The organism is Nocardia sp. PE-7 (assembly GCF_030486425.1).
Classification (GTDB): Bacteria; Actinomycetota; Actinomycetes; order Mycobacteriales; family Mycobacteriaceae; genus Nocardia; species Nocardia salmonicida_A.
On sequence record NZ_CP129614.1, the window covers coordinates 3,425,277 to 3,442,942 of the forward strand.

Consider the following 17,666-nt stretch of genomic DNA (forward strand, 5'->3'; position numbering starts at 1 on the left):
CATGACCAGTCGATCCAGCGCTGTGCTCGACGTGCCGCGGTCACCGTTCTATCGTGCGGTCGGTGACGAAGTAGAGGTGTTTCGCGCGGCGGCCGTCGGCGGTCTTCCGCTTCTCCTCAAAGGACCGACGGGCTGCGGTAAGACCCGCTTCGTGGAAACCATGGCCGCCGAGCTCGGCCGAGAGCTGATCACCGTAGCCGGCCACGAGGACATGACCTCGGCGGACCTGGTGGGCCGTTTCCTGCTCAAGGGCGGCGAAACGGTCTGGGTGGACGGTCCGTTGACGCGCGCCGTGCGGTCGGGGGCCATCTTCTATCTGGACGAGGTCGTGGAAGCGCGCCAGGACACCACCGTGGTGATCCATCCGCTCGCCGATCACCGCCGCGAACTTCCGGTCGATCGGCTCGGGGTGACATTGCCCGCTGCGCCCGGGTTCCAGCTGGTGATCTCCTACAACCCCGGTTACCAGAGCGTTCTGAAGAATCTGAAGGAGTCGACGCGGCAGCGATTCGTCGCTATCGAACTCGGCTTCCCGCCCCCCGAGATCGAGCGCGAGGTGATCGCCCACGAAGCCGGGGTCGACGAGGAGACCGCGCGGGCACTGGTCGCGGTCGGCAGCGCCATCCGCAACCTGGACAACTCGCCGCTGCGCGAGGTGTCCTCCACGCGAATGCTGATCCTCGCCGGTGGCCTCGTCGCGGGCGGGCTGAACCTGCGCACCGCCGTGCAATCGGCGGTGGTGCAGGCGCTGTCCGATGACGCGGATATCGTTGCCGCCCTCGGCGAACTCGTCGACGCTGTGCTGCCGCGGCCATGATCGACAAGGATCCGAGCGGGCCGGAGCGGTACCGGCTCCTCGCCACCTACCTCGCCGGCAGGTCTGTGGGTATCGCAGAGCTGCCGGCGGGCGGGACGCCGTATACGAACGGGCAGATCGTGTTCGTTTCGGGCGACGGTACCGATACCGAGCAGCGGCGCGAAGTACTCGTGCAGAGCGCGTTGCTCGGTGCCGGGAGCCTGGATCCGGCACTGGTGAGGTCACTGCGGGGGCGTCCCTCGACAGCGCGGCGCTACCTGGCCCTCGAAGGCCATCGCGTGCTCGCCGAACTGGCGGGGCGGCTTCCACTCGCCGCCGGACTCGGCCTCGCGGGAGAACCGAGCACGGCGAGCGCCGCGGAATCACTCGCGGCGGCCAAGGGAAAGCGGGAAGTCGACGAGCCACCGGAATGGTTCGGCACCATCAAACCCTCCCAGTTGGTGGCGTCGGATCCGGGCCCGGGCGGGCGGGCGAGCGACCGAGAACTGCGCCTGGAATTCGATCTCAGCGAGATACCCGAGGCCGACGACGAGGTCGAGGACAACGTCGAGAAGTCCGAGGAGAGCAAGATTCTCAAACTCTTCGAGAATCCCCTCTTCAGCGGCAAGTCGGTGATGGATTTCTTCCGCAAGACGATGGGCAACTCACGGTCCGACGGTGACGGGCCCGCCGGCGCCGAAGCACCGGTCAGTGCGGTGCGCCGGGCGCGGATGGTCGGACCGAATGCCCGGCCGCTGCCCACCCGGATCAAGTTCACCGATGCCGACAAGCCCGGCGCTGCCGCCGGCATCGGCGGGGCCCTCTATCCCGAATGGGACGTCTTCAACGACCGGTACAAACCGGACTGGTGCCGAGTCGTCGATTTCCCGCTGACGGTCCCCACGGATATCTCGGCCGCACGTGTGCCCGAAGACGATGTGCTTCGACGGCGGCTGGCTCGGGTGGGCCTGGGCCCGAAGGTGCTGCGCGGGCGCCCCGATGGTGACGAGCTCGATATCGAGGCGCTCATCGATCTGTTCGTCGATCTGCGTTCGGGATACTCGCGCCCGGAGAACGTGTACCTCGAACACCGCAAGCTCGAGCGCAATCTCGGCGTGATGATCCTGCTTGACGCGTCCGGATCGGCCACCGATGCCGATCTGGAGGGCCTGTCCGTGCACGAACATCAGCGGCGAGCTGCCGCGACCATGGCCGTCACGCTCGAGGAGCTCGGCGACCGTGTCGCGGTGTACGCCTTCCGTTCCGAGGGCCGCCACGCGGTGTACCTGCCCGCGATCAAGACCTTCGATCAGCGGTTCGGCGCCGTCGGACGAGCCAGACTCAATCAGCTTCAGCCCTCGAACTACACCCGTCTCGGCGCGGGCATCCGCGGCGCGGGCGAGATTCTCAAAAACCAAGCGGGTACGCAGAATCGGCTGTTGGTCGTGCTGTCGGACGGCTGTCCCTACGACGATGGTTACGAGGGTCGCTACGCCGAAGCGGACGCCGCGAAGGCACTCGAGGAGCTGCGCGCAGAGGGCGTGGCCTGCCTGTGCCTGTCCATCGGCTCCACCACGCCCGCCGACGCCCTCGCACGCGTCTTCGGCGCCGCGGGCCATGCCGACGCCGCGACCCTGAGCGAACTGAGCCCGCACATGGACGAACTGTTCCTGTCCTCTCTTCGCGAACTCGCCGCGCCCACCCCGCGCTAGCGAGACGTCTACACCGGAAAGAGGAGGTTCGCTGTGGAACCCAGCGCATCCGCGGTCACCGAGATCAAGGACTGGTCGAAGCAATACTCCCGGCGACACCCGATCGCCTCACTGCAAACCGTCGGGAGACAGGTCGAACTCGGCCGGGACGCATTCCGCTATCTCGCCACCGACATCGTGGCGCGGCGCTTTCCCTTCGACGAATTCGTCACGCAGGCGGCGTTCATGGTGAAGACCTCCCTGCTGCCGACGGTGGCCGTGGCGGTGCCGATCAGTGCGACCCTGTCCATCCAATTCGGTTTGCTGGCAGGGCAAGTCGGTGCGACAGCACTGGCAGGCGCCGCGAGTGGCCTGGCCGTGATCCGCCAGTCGGCGCCGTTGGTCACCGCGATTCTGCTGGCGGCGGCGGTGGGTTCGGCGCTGTGCGCCGATCTGGGCTCGCGCAAGATCCGCGAGGAGATCGACGCCATGGAAGTGATGGGAGTCTCGGTGTTGCGCAGGCTCGTGGTGCCGCGACTGGCCGCCGGGATCCTCATCGCGATGGCGCTCACCGCAGTCAGCTGTTTCGTCGGATTTCTGGCCGGCTACCTGTTCAATGTCTATGTCCAGGACGGAACTCCGGGCAGCTACATGGCGACCTTCTCCTCCTTCGCCACTTCCGGTGATCTGTACCTGGCGATGGTCAAGGCCGCGGTGTTCGGGGTGATCGTCGTCGTCATCGCGTGCGAGAAGGGCCTCAACACCCGGGGTGGGCCCGGCGGCGTAGCGAATTCGGTCAATGCCGCCGTGGTGGCATCGATTGTGTTGCTGATGGTCGTCAATCTCGGATTCACCCAGATCTACACGATGCTGTTCCCGAGGACGACCCTGTAATGGCCAGCGTGTATCGCCCTCCCGGCGTGCGGGTCGTGCTCCGCGCGACGGCCGGACCGTGGCACGGTGTCATCCGATTCGGGCACATGTTCACCTTCTTCGTGCGCGCGGTGGTCTCGATACCCGTTGCCCTGCGCCACTACAGCCGCGAATCCCTGCGCATCCTGTCCGATGTGACCTGGGGCAACGGCTCGCTCATCGTCGGTGGCGGAACGGCGGGAGTGATGATCATCCTGGGCGCCGCCGCGGGCGGGATCGTCGGCATCGAGGGCTTCAACGCGTTGAAGCTGCTCGGCATGGAGCCCGCGACCGGAATGATCGCCGCGACCGCGGCGACTCGTGAACTCGCTCCGATCATGGCGTCGATCGCTTTCGCCGCGCAGGCGGGGTGCCGGTTCACCGCCCAGCTCGGCGCGATGCGGATCGCCGAGGAGATCGACGCCCTCGACGCGATCGCGATCCGCCCGGTCCCCTTCCTGGTCTCGACGCGGTTGATCGCCTCGATCGTGGCGATCATCCCCTTGTACCTGGCCGCACTGGCCGCGGACTACCTCGCCGTCGAGCTGTTCGTCGGGCTCGTCGGCGGACAATCGTTCGGAACCTACGCCCACTATTTCGACCTGGTGCTCAGCGGCACCGACGTCGTGTTCTCGCTGTTGAAGGCGATCGTGTTCGTCACCATCACCACCACGATCCAGTGCTACTTCGGCTACTACGCGCGCGGCGGGCCGCAAGGCGTCGGTGTCGCGGCCGGTCGGGCGATGCGCGCGAGCATCACCGTGATGATCTCGGTGAATCTGTTGATGACGTTGGCGCTGTGGGGATTCGACGCCGGCTCCAGGATCAGTGGGTAGTGCGATGTCGATAGTGTTCGAATCCGACGACAGGCATCTGAGCAACACCAAGTTGTTCGTGCGCGGGATGGCCGCGCTGACCGTCGTCGTCGCCACCGTCGCGGCGATGGTCGCCCGCTCGGAAGGCGCGTTCGCCGAGACGGTCGCGGTCACCGCGTTGCTCGTCGACGTGGGCGACGGGCTGCCGAAACGATCCGATGTCAAATATCACGGCGTGCTGGTCGGAACAGTGCAGGACGTGGTTGCCTCGGACGGCGCCCGCCCCAACAAGGTTCACATCGAGCTGACCCCCGAGCACGCCGCCGCGATTCCGGCGACGGTGACCGCGCGCGTCGTCCCGAGCAACGTGTTCGCGGTGCCCTCGGTCCAGCTCATCGACAACGGACCGGGCCCCGCGCTGAGACCAGGCGCGTCGATACCGGAGGACCACAGCAAGGCCAGCGTGCAGTTGCAGACCTCGCTCACCGCGTTGAGCCGCATCGTCGACGCCGTGGGACGCCCCGACGCCGATCCCACCGTCGGGATCTTGGAGACCGTCGAACGGGCGACCCGTGGCCGCGGCGCGGACGCGCTGGCAGCGGCCGCCCAGCTCGCGCGCATCGTGCGGGCCTACCAGGGCGAATTGTCGGGCGGCGGCGACTCCCCCGCACTGCTCACCGGATTGTCGGAGGCCGTGCACGGACTCCAGGAATCGGCACCCGATCTGCTCGCGGCGCTACACAGCGCGGTCGGGCCGATGCGCAGCGTCGCCGAGCAGCGAGTCCGCTTGACCGAACTGCTCACCGGCGGCATCGCGACCACCGAAACGGTCGGCACCGCGCTGAACAACCGCACCGAGACCATCATCGACCTCAACTCCAGGCTGGGCCCCGTGCTACAGATTCTCGCCGCGGGCAGCGGCAACTTCGTCCAGATGACGACCTCGCAGACCCGGATCGCGCACGTGTTCGCGCACGACTTCTGGCAACCCGATACCCAGACCGGCACCGCCAAAGTGATCGTCGAACTCACTCCGCACAAGCAATACACCCGGACCGACTGTCCGCGCTACGGAGAACTCGCTGGTGCGAGTTGCGAGAACGGACCCGCCGCGGGCCCACCGGTCATCGGCGCCGCCGACCAACCGGTGAACACGCTCGACCAGCGCGAAATTCTGGCCGAAAGCCTCGGTCTGCCACAGGAAGCCGCCGGCCTCGCCGAGCTGTTCGGTCTGAGCGTGCCGGCCCCATCAGCCGCCGGAGAACCACGGTGAAACACAAACGCGACCTCGCCGGACTGACCGCTTTTCTGCTCGTCTCCGCGCTGCTGATCTGGATGGTCCGGGTGACTCTGCAACGTGATGTCACCGGTGACACGCACTCCTATTCCGCTGTGTTCAGCGATGTCTCGGGATTGCGTGTCGGCGACGACGTACGGATCGCCGGAGTACAGGTGGGCCGGGTCGACTCCATCGACATCCACGGCCCACACGCCGAGGTCGACTTCCGGATCCAGCGCGGTCAGCCCGTGTACGGCAACACCATCGCCTCGGTCATCTATCAGAATCTGATCGGGCAGCGCTACCTCGGGCTGAGCCGAGCCGAATCCGGCGATCCGGCGCCCCTGGCGCCCGGCGCGCGGATCCCGCTCGATCGCACCGAGCCGTCCTTCGATCTGTCGGGGTTGCTCAACGGATTCCAGCCGTTGTTCAGCGCCCTCGACCCCGCAGACGTCGACAATCTGACCTCCGCGTTGATCCGAGCCCTCCAGGGCGACGACGGCGCCGTCGCCGCGCTGATCACCGAGACCGCGACCCTGGTGCAGTCCTTCGCCGGGCCCGACCAGATCCTCGGCGCGCTGATCGACAACCTGTCGGCGGTGATGACCACGTTGGCCGGGCAGAGCGCCGGGCTACAGACGACTTTCACCCAGACCCGCAAGATCTTCGACGCACTCGAAACCCGCCGCGACACACTGCTGGACCAGACCGCGCAGATCTCCACCGTCGTCTCCGACGCCGCCGCTGTCGTCGACGGCGCGGGCCCGTCGCTGACGGAGTTCATGAATCGCGAGCCCGGCTTCGCGCGTCATTTCGTCGACGGCAAGGAACGTTTCGCGTTCCTCGGCTTCAATCTCCCGCAGCTGTTCCAGTCCATGATCCGGGCCACCGACGCCGGTTCTTTCGTCAACGCCTATGTCTGCGACATCAGTTTCAGCATCATCCCGGGCATCGATCCCGTGATCGCGCAGATTCTCGGCGGCGCCTCCCCGACCGGCCGACCCCAGCACTCCGCGATCTGTAGGTAGGACCATGAAGAATCCACTGCGCGCCCTCTCCTCTCTGTTGCCACGCCCAGGCGCCGCCGGTTCCGGCGCGATCGCCACCGACAGGTCGCTACGGACCGGCCTCATCGCCGTGCTCTCCGTCGTGCTGGTGTTGCTCGTGCTGGTGCTGGTCAACTCGTTACACCTCGGCACACGCACTGTGCGGGCCGATTTCGCGCAGGCCGCGGGGATCGCCGCCGGTGACCCGGTGACGTGGGCAGGCATTCCCGTCGGCACGGTGACCAGCACCCGGCTCGCCGGCGACCATGTCGAGGTGAGCTTGTCGGTCGACGACGAGGTCGCCCTCGGCGCCGATGCCGCGGCCGCGATCAAACTGACCACGCTGCTCGGCTCGCGCTATGTCGAGTTGCGCTCGTCCGGCACCGGCGAACTGCGCGACAATCGGATTCCGTTGTCCCAGACCACCGTCCCCTACGACCTCGAGACCGCCCTGCAGGACGCGACCACCACTTTCGACGAACTCGACGCCGACCAGATCGCCGCGTCGATGACATCGCTGTCGCAGGGGCTCGACGGCCTGCCGTCGCTGGTCCCGGGCATCCTGCGCGATATCCGGTCGCTGTCGAACGTGATCGCGACCCGACGCGACCAGATCGGCACCCTGCTCACCAGTACCGACCAGGTCAGCACCGTGATCCGTACCCAGCAAGCCGAACTCGGCTCGGTGGTGGGGCAGGGCGGCACCGTGCTGCGCCAGATCCTCGCCCGCCAGGACGCGTTGCGTCGACTGCTCGACGCGACCACCACTTTGGTCCAGCGACTCGAACCGATCGTGGTCGGTGAGAACGCCGAAATCGAGCAACTGCTGACCGACCTGCGCGACATGACCGCGATGATGGCGGGCCACGACGACCTGCTGCGCAGCATCTTGCAGATCCTTCCGGTCCCCTGGCGCATGTTCGCCAATGCCACCGGCACCGGCGCGGAACTGAACGCCAACGCCCCCGACGGCGCTTTCGTCGACTCGTGGATGTGCGCGTTGAGTGCCGTCGCCGTCGATGCCGGCCGAGCCCCCTATCTCCAGGACTGCCGATGAACACCCTGCTGTCCAGCCTGAAACTGGCCGCGATCATTATCACCGCCGCCTGTCTGACCAGCTGCTCGGTCGGGTCCGACACGGGAACCACCACCATCACCGCCGAATTCGCCAATGCCAACGGCCTGTACGAGGGCAACCCGGTCTCGGTGCTCGGAATGCGCGTCGGGCGCATCGTTCGGATCGAGGCCCACGGCACCGAGGTCGAAGTCGAGATGCGAATCGACAGCTCGATCCAGCTGCCCGCCGATGTGCAGGCGGTGACGATCTCGGACTCGTTGCTCACCGACCGCCACATCGAACTCACTCCGGTCTACCGCGGCGGGCCCACCTTGCCCTCGGGCGCGGTGCTCGATCTGGCGCGGACGAAGTCGCCGGTCGAGTTCGATGCCCTGCTGTCGATGGCGCAGAAGTTGTCCACCTCACTGGGTGGTGACGGCAACGGCGCGGGCCCGGTCGCCGACCTGATCGGCCTGGGGTCCGCCGCGACCCGAGGCAACGGCGACGACATGCGGGCCGCGCTCGGTGAGCTCTCCCGTGCACTGCAACTGGGTGAGGACAACGGGGCCGCCGCCCGCGATGCGATCACCACCGTGGTCACCAACCTCGACGAGCTGACCGCGGCCGCGGCGCGCAATGATCAGACACTGCGCGAATTCGGCGGTGCCGTAGCGCAACTCAGCGATTTCCTGGCCGATCAACAGCTGGGAACCGGCTCGACCGGCGCGGCGCTGAACCGGATCATCGGCCAGGTCACCGAGCTGCTCCGGCGCCACCAGCGCACCATTTCCGGTCTCCTAACCAACGCGAACACCGTGACCGGTTCCCTGGCGGCCTACGACTACAACCTCGCCCAGTTCCTCGACGTGTTCCCGATGGTCGTCGACAACGCCTACAACTCCGTCGATCCGAATGTCCGCGCGCTGCGCGCCGGGGTGGACGTCAATCGGCTGCTGCTCGACGGCCAAATGGTCAAGGAGGTCTGCAATCTGCTGCAACTGCAGAACTACGGCTGCGCCACCGGCACCATGCGCGACATGGGACCGGATTTCGGTATCACCGCCATCCTGGCGGGCATCGCGGGAAGGAGCGGTCGATGACACCTCGCAACCGAACAGTGCTCAGGCTCGGGGTCGCCGCCGCGCTCACCTTGTCGGCCACCGGATGTGCCGTGGGACTCGACCAACTGCCGCTGCCCGCGCCGGGGCTCGGTGGCGACACCTACACACTCACCGCGACCTTCTCCAACGCCCTCAACCTGCCGGTCAAGGCGAAGGTCACGCTCAACGGCGCCGACATCGGCCAGGTCGAGTCGATGTCGGCCCGCAACTACACGGCTGAGGTGACGCTACGCATCGCCTCGTCGGTACGGCTGCCCGTCGGCACGTCGGCCCAATTGCGATCCGCCACACCGATGGGCGATGTCTTCGTGGCGATGAAGCCGCCGCCGACCGTCGAACCCGGCACCGCCATGCTCGACGACGGCGGCGCGATCGCGCTGGACTCGACCTCGGCGGCCTCGACGATCGAGGAAATGCTCACTCGCGCATCACTTCTGGTCAACGGCGGCACGATCCAATACCTCACCACAGTCGTCGCCGCGCTCAGCGAACACGTCGGGGGCCGCGGCGACCGGCTCGCCGCGCTGCTCGACGAGACCCGAGCACTGCTGGGCAGCCTCGCCGACCGCACCGACCAGATCAACGGCGTGCTGCACGCCGCAGCCGATCTCAGCGGGACCGTGGCCGCCCAGCAGACCACGCTCGCCGGCACCGTCGCCGCGGCCGGACCAGCCATCGAAGTCCTCGCCGAGAACACCGACTCGGTGATCACGCTGGTGGATCGGGTGCACACGATCGCCACCCAGCTGGCCCGGTTCCCCAGTGTCGCCGGCACCAACACCACGAGCATGGCCGCCAACATCAACCGATTGGCCGCGGGACTCAACGCCGCGGCCCTCAATCCCGAGGCCGACCTCGACACGGTGAACGACATGATCAAGATCGTGCTCAAGATGATCAGCGGCCCCAACGGGCACGTCGCGGTCGACGTCACCCAGCTGGCGATTCCCGATCCCGCGAATCCGGGCGGACTCGGCGGCAGAGCTCCGGATATCACCGACTGGACCGCCTTCGTCGGCTCGCTCCAGCACATGATCGATCGGCTGGGCGGTCGGCTGACAGGAGCACCACGATGACCCCGCGCAGCATGATCGAACCACCGGCCCGCGTACTCGTCGAGGTCGTCCGCGCCGCGCATCGCCATCGGTCCGCGGTCTCGCTGCTGGGACTACTCGTCGTTCTCACCGGCGCCTGTTCGCACCTGATCCTGTCCACCTTCGGCGTCGATCCACTCGATCACCCGTATCGCGTGCGAGTCGAACTCGCTCAGTCCGGCGGGCTGCTGCCCGGCCAGGAAGTCACCGTGCGTGGTGTGCGCGTCGGGCGCGTCGACTCGGTTCAGGTGGTGGACGAGAAGGTGGTCGCCGTCGCCGCCATCGATGAAGATGTTCGGATCTCGGTGTCGGGGCAGGTGCGCGCCGCGGCGCTGTCCGCGGCCGGCGAGCAGTATCTCGATTTCCTGCCCGCGAGCAACGAGGGCCCTTATCTGAGCGACGGCGCGCTGGTCACCGCCGACCGCACCTCCACCCCGGTACCGATGTCGGACATGCTGCAAAGCCTCAGCGGCACCCTCGTTCAGATCGATCCCGACCGGCTCGCGACCATCTCACGCGAACTGGGTGCCGGTCCGGCGGGCCCCGACAAACTGGCGGCGATCATCGACGGTGGCACGTTCCTCATCTCCACGCTCGACACCGTGCTGCCGAACACCGTGAACCTGCTGCGCAACAGCCGAGTCGTGGTCGCGACCCTGCACGACGGGCGCACCGCACTGCGGTCGACATCGGCGAATCTCGCGGGCGTGCTCGGGGGCATGGCGTCGATGACCGGTGGCTACGAACAGCTGCTCGCGCAGACACCGCCGATGCTGACCGAGCTCGACACCATCCTCGCGCAGAACTCTCCGACGATGGTGCAGTTGCTGGGCAACCTCGTCACTGTCTCGCAGGTCGCCTATTCCCGGATCCCCGCGCTCGACGAGTTCTTCTTTCCCCGCCAACGCGCCGGATCAGCACTCGACGCGGTGGCCTCGGCGTTCCACGACGGCGGAGTCTGGGCACTGGCCAGCATCTACCCCCGCTACGCCTGCGACTACGACGTGCCACGGCGGCCCGGCTCCGTCCCCGACTACGCGCAGCCCTACGTCAACGCGGACTGCACCGACCCGGATCCCACCCTCATGCCGCGCGGCGCGCGCAACGCTCCGCGCCCACCGAACGACCCCGTTCGCGCCGCACCGCCCACCGACCCCCTACAGACCGCCGAGCAGGCCCCGGTGGGACCGCAGACCGTTCCCACTCCGTACGGCGGCCCCTACACGCCGGGTCCACGGTGACGGTGCCATCATGAGTCCATGGCCGCTCCCGCTCCCGATCGTGACGCGACGAACGTCGGGAAAAGCGCGCGGCCCACCCACGCCGACGTCGCCCGGCTGGCGAACGTGTCGACCGCGACCGTCAGCTACGTCCTGAACAACTCCGCGGGCAAACGGATCTCCGCACGCACCAGAGAAGCGGTCTACCGTGCCGCCGGACAACTCGGCTATCGCCCCAATGTCGCCGCGCGCAACCTCGCGCGTGGTGGGAGCGGGGTGGTGCTGTCCGTGCTGCCGCGGGTCGCGGTGGGCGACATGCCCATTCAGGCGGGCAGCCTGATGGCCACCGCGCTGGCACAGCACGGTCTGCTCCAGGTGCAGATCTTCGAGACCGAGGACCACGAGCGCGTCATCGACGCGATCGACAATCTCGATCCGATCGCGGTAGTGAGCCTGTTCCCGTTGAGCAGTGACGCACGTGGCAAGGTGCAGGCCGCGAAGGTGCCCCTGATCGAGATCGGGCTACTGCCCGCGCTCGGCGACCCTTTGCTCACCGTCGGGGCGTTGCGCGTCGATCACCTGGTCTCGCGTGGGCACCACAAGATCGCGTTCGGACGCACCGACGTCGCCAAATGGCGTGCCCTCGGCGACTATTGGCTCCAGGGAATCGTCGACGCCGCGCGCGCCCACGACCTGCCGCCGATCACGGTGGACGAGGTCACCGCGAGCAATGCGGCCGAGGTGGTCACCGGCTGGGTACGCGACGGGGTGAGCGCGGTCTGCGCGCAGAGCGACGAGATCGCGGGTCTGGTGTTGCACGGTCTCCGGGAGGCGGGTTTGCGCTGCCCGCACGACCTCGCCGTGATCGGTATCGACGCCAATCCCATGGGGGCGCTGTGTGATCCGCCGCTGACCACGGTGGAGTACAACCCCGCCGCGGTCGCCGGCGCCGCGATCGCCGCTGTCCTCACCGAACTGGGATATCCGGCACCGCCCGCTCCCCAGCCGACCGATGTCGCCCACCTGATCGTGCGGGCTTCCACCTAGCTTCCCGGTTCCTCACCAGAGGCCGTTCGGGTCTGGACACCCCGAAGGTTATGCGCTTAACCTAGCGACGACGGTGGATTGCGCGTACCGAATCCGTTTGCGCTCGAGAACACCGCTGACACGCGAGGAGCTACACCATGACCGTGCAGAATGTGCTGGACGAGATCCGCAACCGACCGGGCACCGGAGACGCGATCCCCGTCGTCGATCCCGTCACCGAGGAACAGCTCACCGAATTCTCCGACGGCGGCGCCGAAGCCGTCGACGAAGCCGTCGCACGGGCGAAGGCGGCGTCGAAATCCGGCATCTGGAAGAACCTGGCGGGCAGCGAGAAGGCCAAGATCCTCTGGCGCGTCGCGGATCTGATCGACGAGAACACCGAACTGCTGGCCGACCTCGAATCGGCCAACGCCGGAATCCCACAGAACCAGGCCGCGCTCACCGTTGGCATCGGTTCGGAATGGTTCCGCTACTACGCCGGTTGGTGCACCAAGATCGACGGCATCGCTCACGACGTGAACGCCGGCGGGCTCACCGGCGTGGAATCGCGACAGCACGGCTACACCCTCAAGGAGCCCTACGATGTCGTGGGGCTGATCTTCCCGTGGAACGGGCCGGTCTTCAACTACTGCGCCAAGGTCGCTCCCTCCCTCGCGGCCGGGTGCAGCAGCGTGGTGAAACCCGCCGAGGAGACTCCGCTTTCGGCGCTGGTACTCGACCGGCTCCTGGCCCAGGCCGGCGTACCGGAGGGCGTGGTCAATCTGGTCAACGGCTACGGACACACCACCGGCGCGGCGATCACCGCGCACCCGGACGTGGACAAGGTCGCCTTCACCGGCTCCACCGAAGTCGGCCGGGCGATCGTGCAAGCCTCGGCGGCGAGCAACCTCAACAAGATCACCCTCGAACTCGGCGGCAAATCACCGGTGCTGATCTTCGACGACGCCGATCTCGATATGGCGATCATGATGGCCGGATTCGGCGCCTTCGTACATTCGGGCCAGGCGTGCGTATGCGGTTCGCGCGTCTTCGTGCAGCGCGGCTCCTACGACAAGGTCGTGGCGGGCATCGCGAACCTGGCCGACAACATGAAGATGGGTGGGCCCAAGGAAGAGGGCACCATGGCAGGCCCGCTGATCAGCGCCAAACAGCTCACTCGGGTACTGGGTTATGTCGATCAGGGCAAATCCGAGGGCGTCGAGTTCGTGGCCGGCGGTCAGCGTCTCGATCGAACCGGGTACTTCGTGCACCCCACCGTGGCCACCGGTGTCGACCCCGCCACCAGCCGCCTCTACCGCGAGGAGATCTTCGGCCCGATCGTCACGGTCCTGCCATTCGACACCGAAGAGGAGGTCGTCGCGATGGCCAACGACAGCACCTACGGCCTGGCCGCCACCGTCTGGACCAAGGACCTCGGCCGTGGCCACCGACTGGCCAAACAACTGCAGGCCGGCACCGTCTCGCTGAACTGCCAGATGGTCTTCGACCACTCCATGCCCTTCGGTGGCTACAAGCAGTCGGGCTGGGGCTACGAGTCCGGCAAGGCGGGCCTGGAGGCCTACCTGCAGACCAAGACCGTGTGGGCGCAAATGTAGTTGCCGAATATTGCCATGCGCATCTTGTGAGAATACTATTCTCATATCCCAACAAGGAGGCTCTCATGACGCAGCTGGATCTGCCGTATCAGTTGTTCGACGCGGACAACCACCTCTACGAAACCAAGGAGGCGCTGACCAAGTACCTCCCTGCGGAGTACGAGGGAGCCATCAAGTACGTCGAGCTCAACGGGCGCACCAAGATCGCGGTCCTCGGCCAGATCAGCGAGTACATTCCCAACCCCACGTTCGAGGTCGTCGCCCGTCCCGGTGCGATGGAGGACTACTTCAAGAACGGCAATCCGGAGGGTAAGAGCCGTCGGGAGATCTTCGGCGCGTCGATGCGCTCGATTCCGGCCTTCCGCGAGCCGGGCGCGCGCCTGGAGCTCATGAACGAGCTGCAGCTCAATCGCTCGCTGATGTTCCCCACGCTGGCCAGCCTCGTCGAGGAACGGATGCGTCACCACCCCGATCTGATCCACGCGGTGGTCCACTCGCTGAACCGGTGGCTGCTCGAAACCTGGGGCGAGGACGGCAATTTCGTCTACAAGGACCGCATCTTCACCGTCCCGGTGGTGAGCCTGCCGATCGTCGAGAAGGCGATCGAGGAGCTCGACTGGTGCGTCGAGCACGGGGCCAAGGCCATTCTGGTGCGCCCGGCCCCGGTCCCCGGTCTGCGCGGGCTGCGCTCGTTCGCGCTGCCGGAGTTCGATCCGTTCTGGAAGCGGGTGGTCGAGCACGACATTCTCGTCACCATGCACTCCTCCGACAGCGGCTATTCGCGGCACAACGCCGAGTGGGAGGGCTCCAGCCTGGAGATGCTGCCGTTCCAGACCAATACCTTCCGGATGACCACCGAATGGCGTCCCATCCAGGACGCGGTGGCGTCGTGGGTGTGCCACGGCGCGCTGTTCCGCTTCCCCGAACTCAAGGTGGCGGTCATCGAGAACGGCGCGTCCTGGCTGGCGCCGCTGCTGGAGAATCTGGCCGATGTCGCCAAGAAGGCACCGGAGGGCTTCGGCCATCAGGACCCGGTCGAGGCGCTCAAACGCAGTATCTTCGTCAGCCCGTTCTGGGAAGAGGATCTCGGCGGGATCGCCGACCTCATCGGGGTGGACAACGTCCTGTTCGGCTCCGACTACCCGCATCCGGAAGGTCTGGCCGAGCCCGCTCGCTACATCCATGAGATCAAGGATCTGAGCCTGGAACACCAGGCCAAGATCATGGGTGGCAACCTCGCGAGGCTGCTGAAGGTATGACCTGGGAGACCATCCCGCAGATGGTCCTGAGCGCCGGCGATCGTTTCGGGGATGCCGAAGCGATCGTCGACGGACCACTGCGGTTGAGCTTCACCGATCTCGCGGACCGGGTACGCAAGGCCGCGGGCGCGTTCGCGGCAGCGGGCATCGAGAAGGGCGACCGGGCGGCGATCTGGGCGCCCAACTCGGCCGAGTGGATCATCGCCGCGTTCGGTCTGGTCACCGCGGGGGGCGTGCTGGTACCGATCAATACTCGATTCAAAGCCGAGGAAGCCGCCGATGTCGTGCGGCGCAGCGGCGCCGAGCTGCTGTTGGTGCAGCAGGGCTTCCTCGGGACGGAATACACGGGCCCGCAGGGCGTGCCGGTGATCGATCTGAAATCGGACTTCCTGTCCAGCGGTAATCCATTCGAACGGACGATGAACGGCACCGACATCGCCGACATCATCTATACCTCGGGCACCACGGGTCGCCCCAAGGGGGTGATGATGAATCACCGGCAGACCCTGCGGCTGTACGCGGAGTGGTGCGATCTGGCCGACCTGCGCGAGGGTGATCGCTATCTGATCGTCAACCCGTTCTTCCACACCTTCGGCTACAAGGCGGGGGTGATCAGCTCGCTGATCCGCGGCGCCACCATCCTGCCGGTACCTGTTTTCGAAATCGATCGGGTGCTCGAACTCGTCGAACGTGAACGGGTGACGATGCTTCCCGGGCCGCCCACCCTGTATCACGCCCTGCTCGACGCTCCCGATACCCATGATCTGTCGTCCTTACGGACCGCGGTCACCGGGGCCGCCGACATTCCGGTCGAACTGATCCGGCGGGTCAAGACCGAACTGCCGTTCCAGTCGATCATGACCGGCTACGGGCTCACCGAAGCCGGCACCGCGACGGCATCCCGGCCGGGCGACAGCTTCGAGCAGGTCGCGACCACCGTGGGAACCCCGTGTGACGGCGTGGAGGTGCGCATCGCCGAGGACGGCGAAGTGCTGGTCCGCGGATACTCCGTCATGCAGGGCTATTTCGACGATCCGGACGCGACCACGGCGACCATCGATGCCGACGGATGGCTGCACACCGGCGACCTCGGCGGTCTCGACCTGGACGGCCGCTTGCGGATCAACGGCCGCAAGAAGGACATGTTCATCGTCGGTGGCTTCAATGCCTATCCCGCCGAGGTCGAGGCCTTCTTGCTCGAGCACCCCGCCGTGGCCCAGGTCGCCGTGGTCGGCGTGCCCGACGAGCGGCTCGGGCAGGTCGGCCGCGCCTTCGTCGTCGCGAAAAGCCCGGTGTCGGAAGCGGAACTGGTGTCGTGGGCCCGCGATCGGATGGCCGGCTTCAAGGCACCTCGATCCGTGCGGTTCCTCGACGAGTTGCCGCTCAACGCCACCGGCAAGGTCATGAAAGACCAACTGCGTTAACCGTATTCGCCTGACTCCGAGGAACTCTCCATGAACTTCACCGACATGATCCTGGTCAGCATCGATGACCATGTGGTCGAGCCTGCCGATATGTTCGCCCGACACACACCGAAGAAATACGCCGATTACATCCCGAAACTGATCACCAGCGAACAGGGCATCGATCAGTGGGTCTATCGAGGTAAGCCGGTGGGCGTCACCGGTTTGAACGCTGTGGTGGGGTGGCCGAAGGAAGAGTGGGACAAGAATCCGGCTCGCTACGCGGAGATGCGTCCGGGGGTCTACGACATTCACAGCCGGGTGGCGGACATGAATGCCAACGGAATTCTGTCCTCGATGTGCTTTCCGACGTTCGCCGGATTCAGCGCGGGGCATCTGAGCCAGTTCAAGGACGAGATCACCATCGCGGTGATCTCGGCATACAACGACTGGCACATCGATGAATGGTGTGCGGCCTACCCCGGCCGGTTCATTCCGAATGCCATTCTGCCGCTGTGGGAACCGGCGCTGGCCGTCGCCGAGATCAACCGGGTCGCCGCCAAGGGATTCCGTGGCGTGACCATGCCCGAACTCCCCCACATCGACGGGCTGCCCTCCTACCACGACGGCGAGTACTGGGGCCCGGTCTGGGCCGCGCTCGCCGAGACCGGTCTGGTGATGAACCTGCACATCGGACAGGGTTTCGGGGCGCTGCGGTTGGCGCCGAACGCGCCGATCGACAACCTCATGTGCCTCGCGCCGACGGTGTCGCAGATCGCGATCCAGGATCTGCTGTGGGGTCCGGCGCTGCGTACCTATCCCGGTCTCAAGGTCGCGCTGTCCGAAGGTGGGATCGGATGGATTCCGTTCTACCTCGACCGCTCCGACCGCCACTACACCAATCAGAAATGGCTGCGCCGCGACTTCGGTGGCCGGATGCCCAGCGATGTTTTCCGCGAGCACGTCATGGCCTGCTATGTCACCGATCGAAATTCGCTCAAGATGCGCCACGAGATCGGCATCGACATCATCGCGTGGGAGTGCGATTACCCGCATTCGGACTCGCTGTTTCCCGATGCCCCGGAATTCGTCCTGGAAGAACTCAACAGCGCCGGCGCCGATGACAGCGACATCCATCAGATCACCTGGCAGAACGCCTGCCGATTCCTCGACTGGGATCCCTTCACCCATATTTCCCGCGAGGAGGCGACGGTCGCGGCACTGCGGAACAAGGCCCGCGATGTCGACCTGACCATCCGGCCTCGCGCGGAATGGGCCGAACGCTATGCCGCCCAGCACATCAGCTGATCACCCCGAACCAACCGAAGGAC

The 17,666-nt window shown here is 66.5% G+C and carries 15 protein-coding genes; all 15 read left to right on the forward strand.

Features of this window, described 5'->3' with window-relative positions:
* Nucleotide 1: 1 nt before the first annotated feature.
* The 15 genes from QX204_RS16125 to QX204_RS16195 all read left to right on the forward strand — a co-directional run bounded on the left by QX204_RS16125 (nt 2) and on the right by QX204_RS16195 (nt 17,643).
* Complete coding sequence (locus QX204_RS16125; RefSeq protein ID WP_301907693.1) at nt 2–817, forward strand: CbbQ/NirQ/NorQ/GpvN family protein; 816 nt, start codon at nt 2–4, stop codon at nt 815–817.
* Complete coding sequence (locus QX204_RS16130) at nt 814–2,508, forward strand: nitric oxide reductase activation protein NorD (RefSeq protein ID WP_301907694.1); 1,695 nt, start codon at nt 814–816, stop codon at nt 2,506–2,508. Before QX204_RS16125 ends, QX204_RS16130 begins: the two co-directional genes overlap by 4 nt.
* A 33-nt stretch (nt 2,509–2,541) precedes the next feature.
* A complete protein-coding gene (locus tag QX204_RS16135) occupies nt 2,542–3,381 on the forward strand; it encodes an MlaE family ABC transporter permease (protein ID WP_301907695.1) in 840 nt (279 codons plus the stop codon).
* Nucleotides 3,381–4,235, forward strand: coding sequence for an ABC transporter permease (locus tag QX204_RS16140; protein ID WP_301907696.1), 855 nt, complete (start codon nt 3,381–3,383; stop codon nt 4,233–4,235). Before QX204_RS16135 ends, QX204_RS16140 begins: the two co-directional genes overlap by 1 nt.
* A gap of 4 nt (nt 4,236–4,239) precedes the next feature.
* Complete coding sequence (locus tag QX204_RS16145; RefSeq protein WP_301907697.1) at nt 4,240–5,487, forward strand: MlaD family protein; 1,248 nt, start codon at nt 4,240–4,242, stop codon at nt 5,485–5,487.
* Nucleotides 5,484–6,521, forward strand: a complete 1,038-nt coding sequence (locus QX204_RS16150; RefSeq protein WP_301907698.1) for an MCE family protein — start codon at nt 5,484–5,486, stop codon at nt 6,519–6,521. Before QX204_RS16145 ends, QX204_RS16150 begins: the two co-directional genes overlap by 4 nt.
* 4 nt (nt 6,522–6,525) lie before the next feature.
* The gene (locus QX204_RS16155; RefSeq protein WP_301907699.1) at nt 6,526–7,596 is read left to right on the forward strand and encodes an MCE family protein; all 1,071 of its coding nucleotides are present in this window, start codon (nt 6,526–6,528) and stop codon (nt 7,594–7,596) included.
* Entirely contained in the window at nt 7,593–8,696 is a 1,104-nt protein-coding gene (locus QX204_RS16160; protein ID WP_301907700.1) for an MCE family protein, read from the forward strand. The genes QX204_RS16155 and QX204_RS16160 overlap by 4 nt, the downstream gene beginning before the upstream one ends.
* Nucleotides 8,693–9,793: an MlaD family protein gene (locus QX204_RS16165; RefSeq protein WP_301907701.1), complete on the forward strand. Its 1,101-nt coding sequence runs from the start codon at nt 8,693–8,695 to the stop codon at nt 9,791–9,793. Before QX204_RS16160 ends, QX204_RS16165 begins: the two co-directional genes overlap by 4 nt.
* Entirely contained in the window at nt 9,790–11,052 is a 1,263-nt protein-coding gene (locus QX204_RS16170; RefSeq protein WP_301907702.1) for an MlaD family protein, read from the forward strand. Before QX204_RS16165 ends, QX204_RS16170 begins: the two co-directional genes overlap by 4 nt.
* Before the next feature lie 18 nt (nt 11,053–11,070).
* Nucleotides 11,071–12,078 (forward strand): LacI family DNA-binding transcriptional regulator, encoded by a 1,008-nt coding sequence (locus QX204_RS16175; protein ID WP_301907703.1) that lies wholly within the window; start codon nt 11,071–11,073, stop codon nt 12,076–12,078.
* 137 nt (nt 12,079–12,215) lie between these two features.
* Complete coding sequence (locus QX204_RS16180) at nt 12,216–13,673, forward strand: aldehyde dehydrogenase family protein (protein WP_301907704.1); 1,458 nt, start codon at nt 12,216–12,218, stop codon at nt 13,671–13,673.
* A 65-nt stretch (nt 13,674–13,738) separates the two neighbouring features.
* On the forward strand, nt 13,739–14,932 hold the full coding sequence (locus QX204_RS16185) for an amidohydrolase family protein (RefSeq protein ID WP_301907705.1): 1,194 nt from the start codon (nt 13,739–13,741) through the stop codon (nt 14,930–14,932).
* Nucleotides 14,929–16,356, forward strand: coding sequence for a FadD3 family acyl-CoA ligase (locus QX204_RS16190; RefSeq protein ID WP_301907706.1), 1,428 nt, complete (start codon nt 14,929–14,931; stop codon nt 16,354–16,356). The genes QX204_RS16185 and QX204_RS16190 overlap by 4 nt, the downstream gene beginning before the upstream one ends.
* Before the next feature lie 30 nt (nt 16,357–16,386).
* Nucleotides 16,387–17,643: an amidohydrolase family protein gene (locus tag QX204_RS16195; protein ID WP_301907707.1), complete on the forward strand. Its 1,257-nt coding sequence runs from the start codon at nt 16,387–16,389 to the stop codon at nt 17,641–17,643.
* Nucleotides 17,644–17,666: the final 23 nt, after the last annotated feature.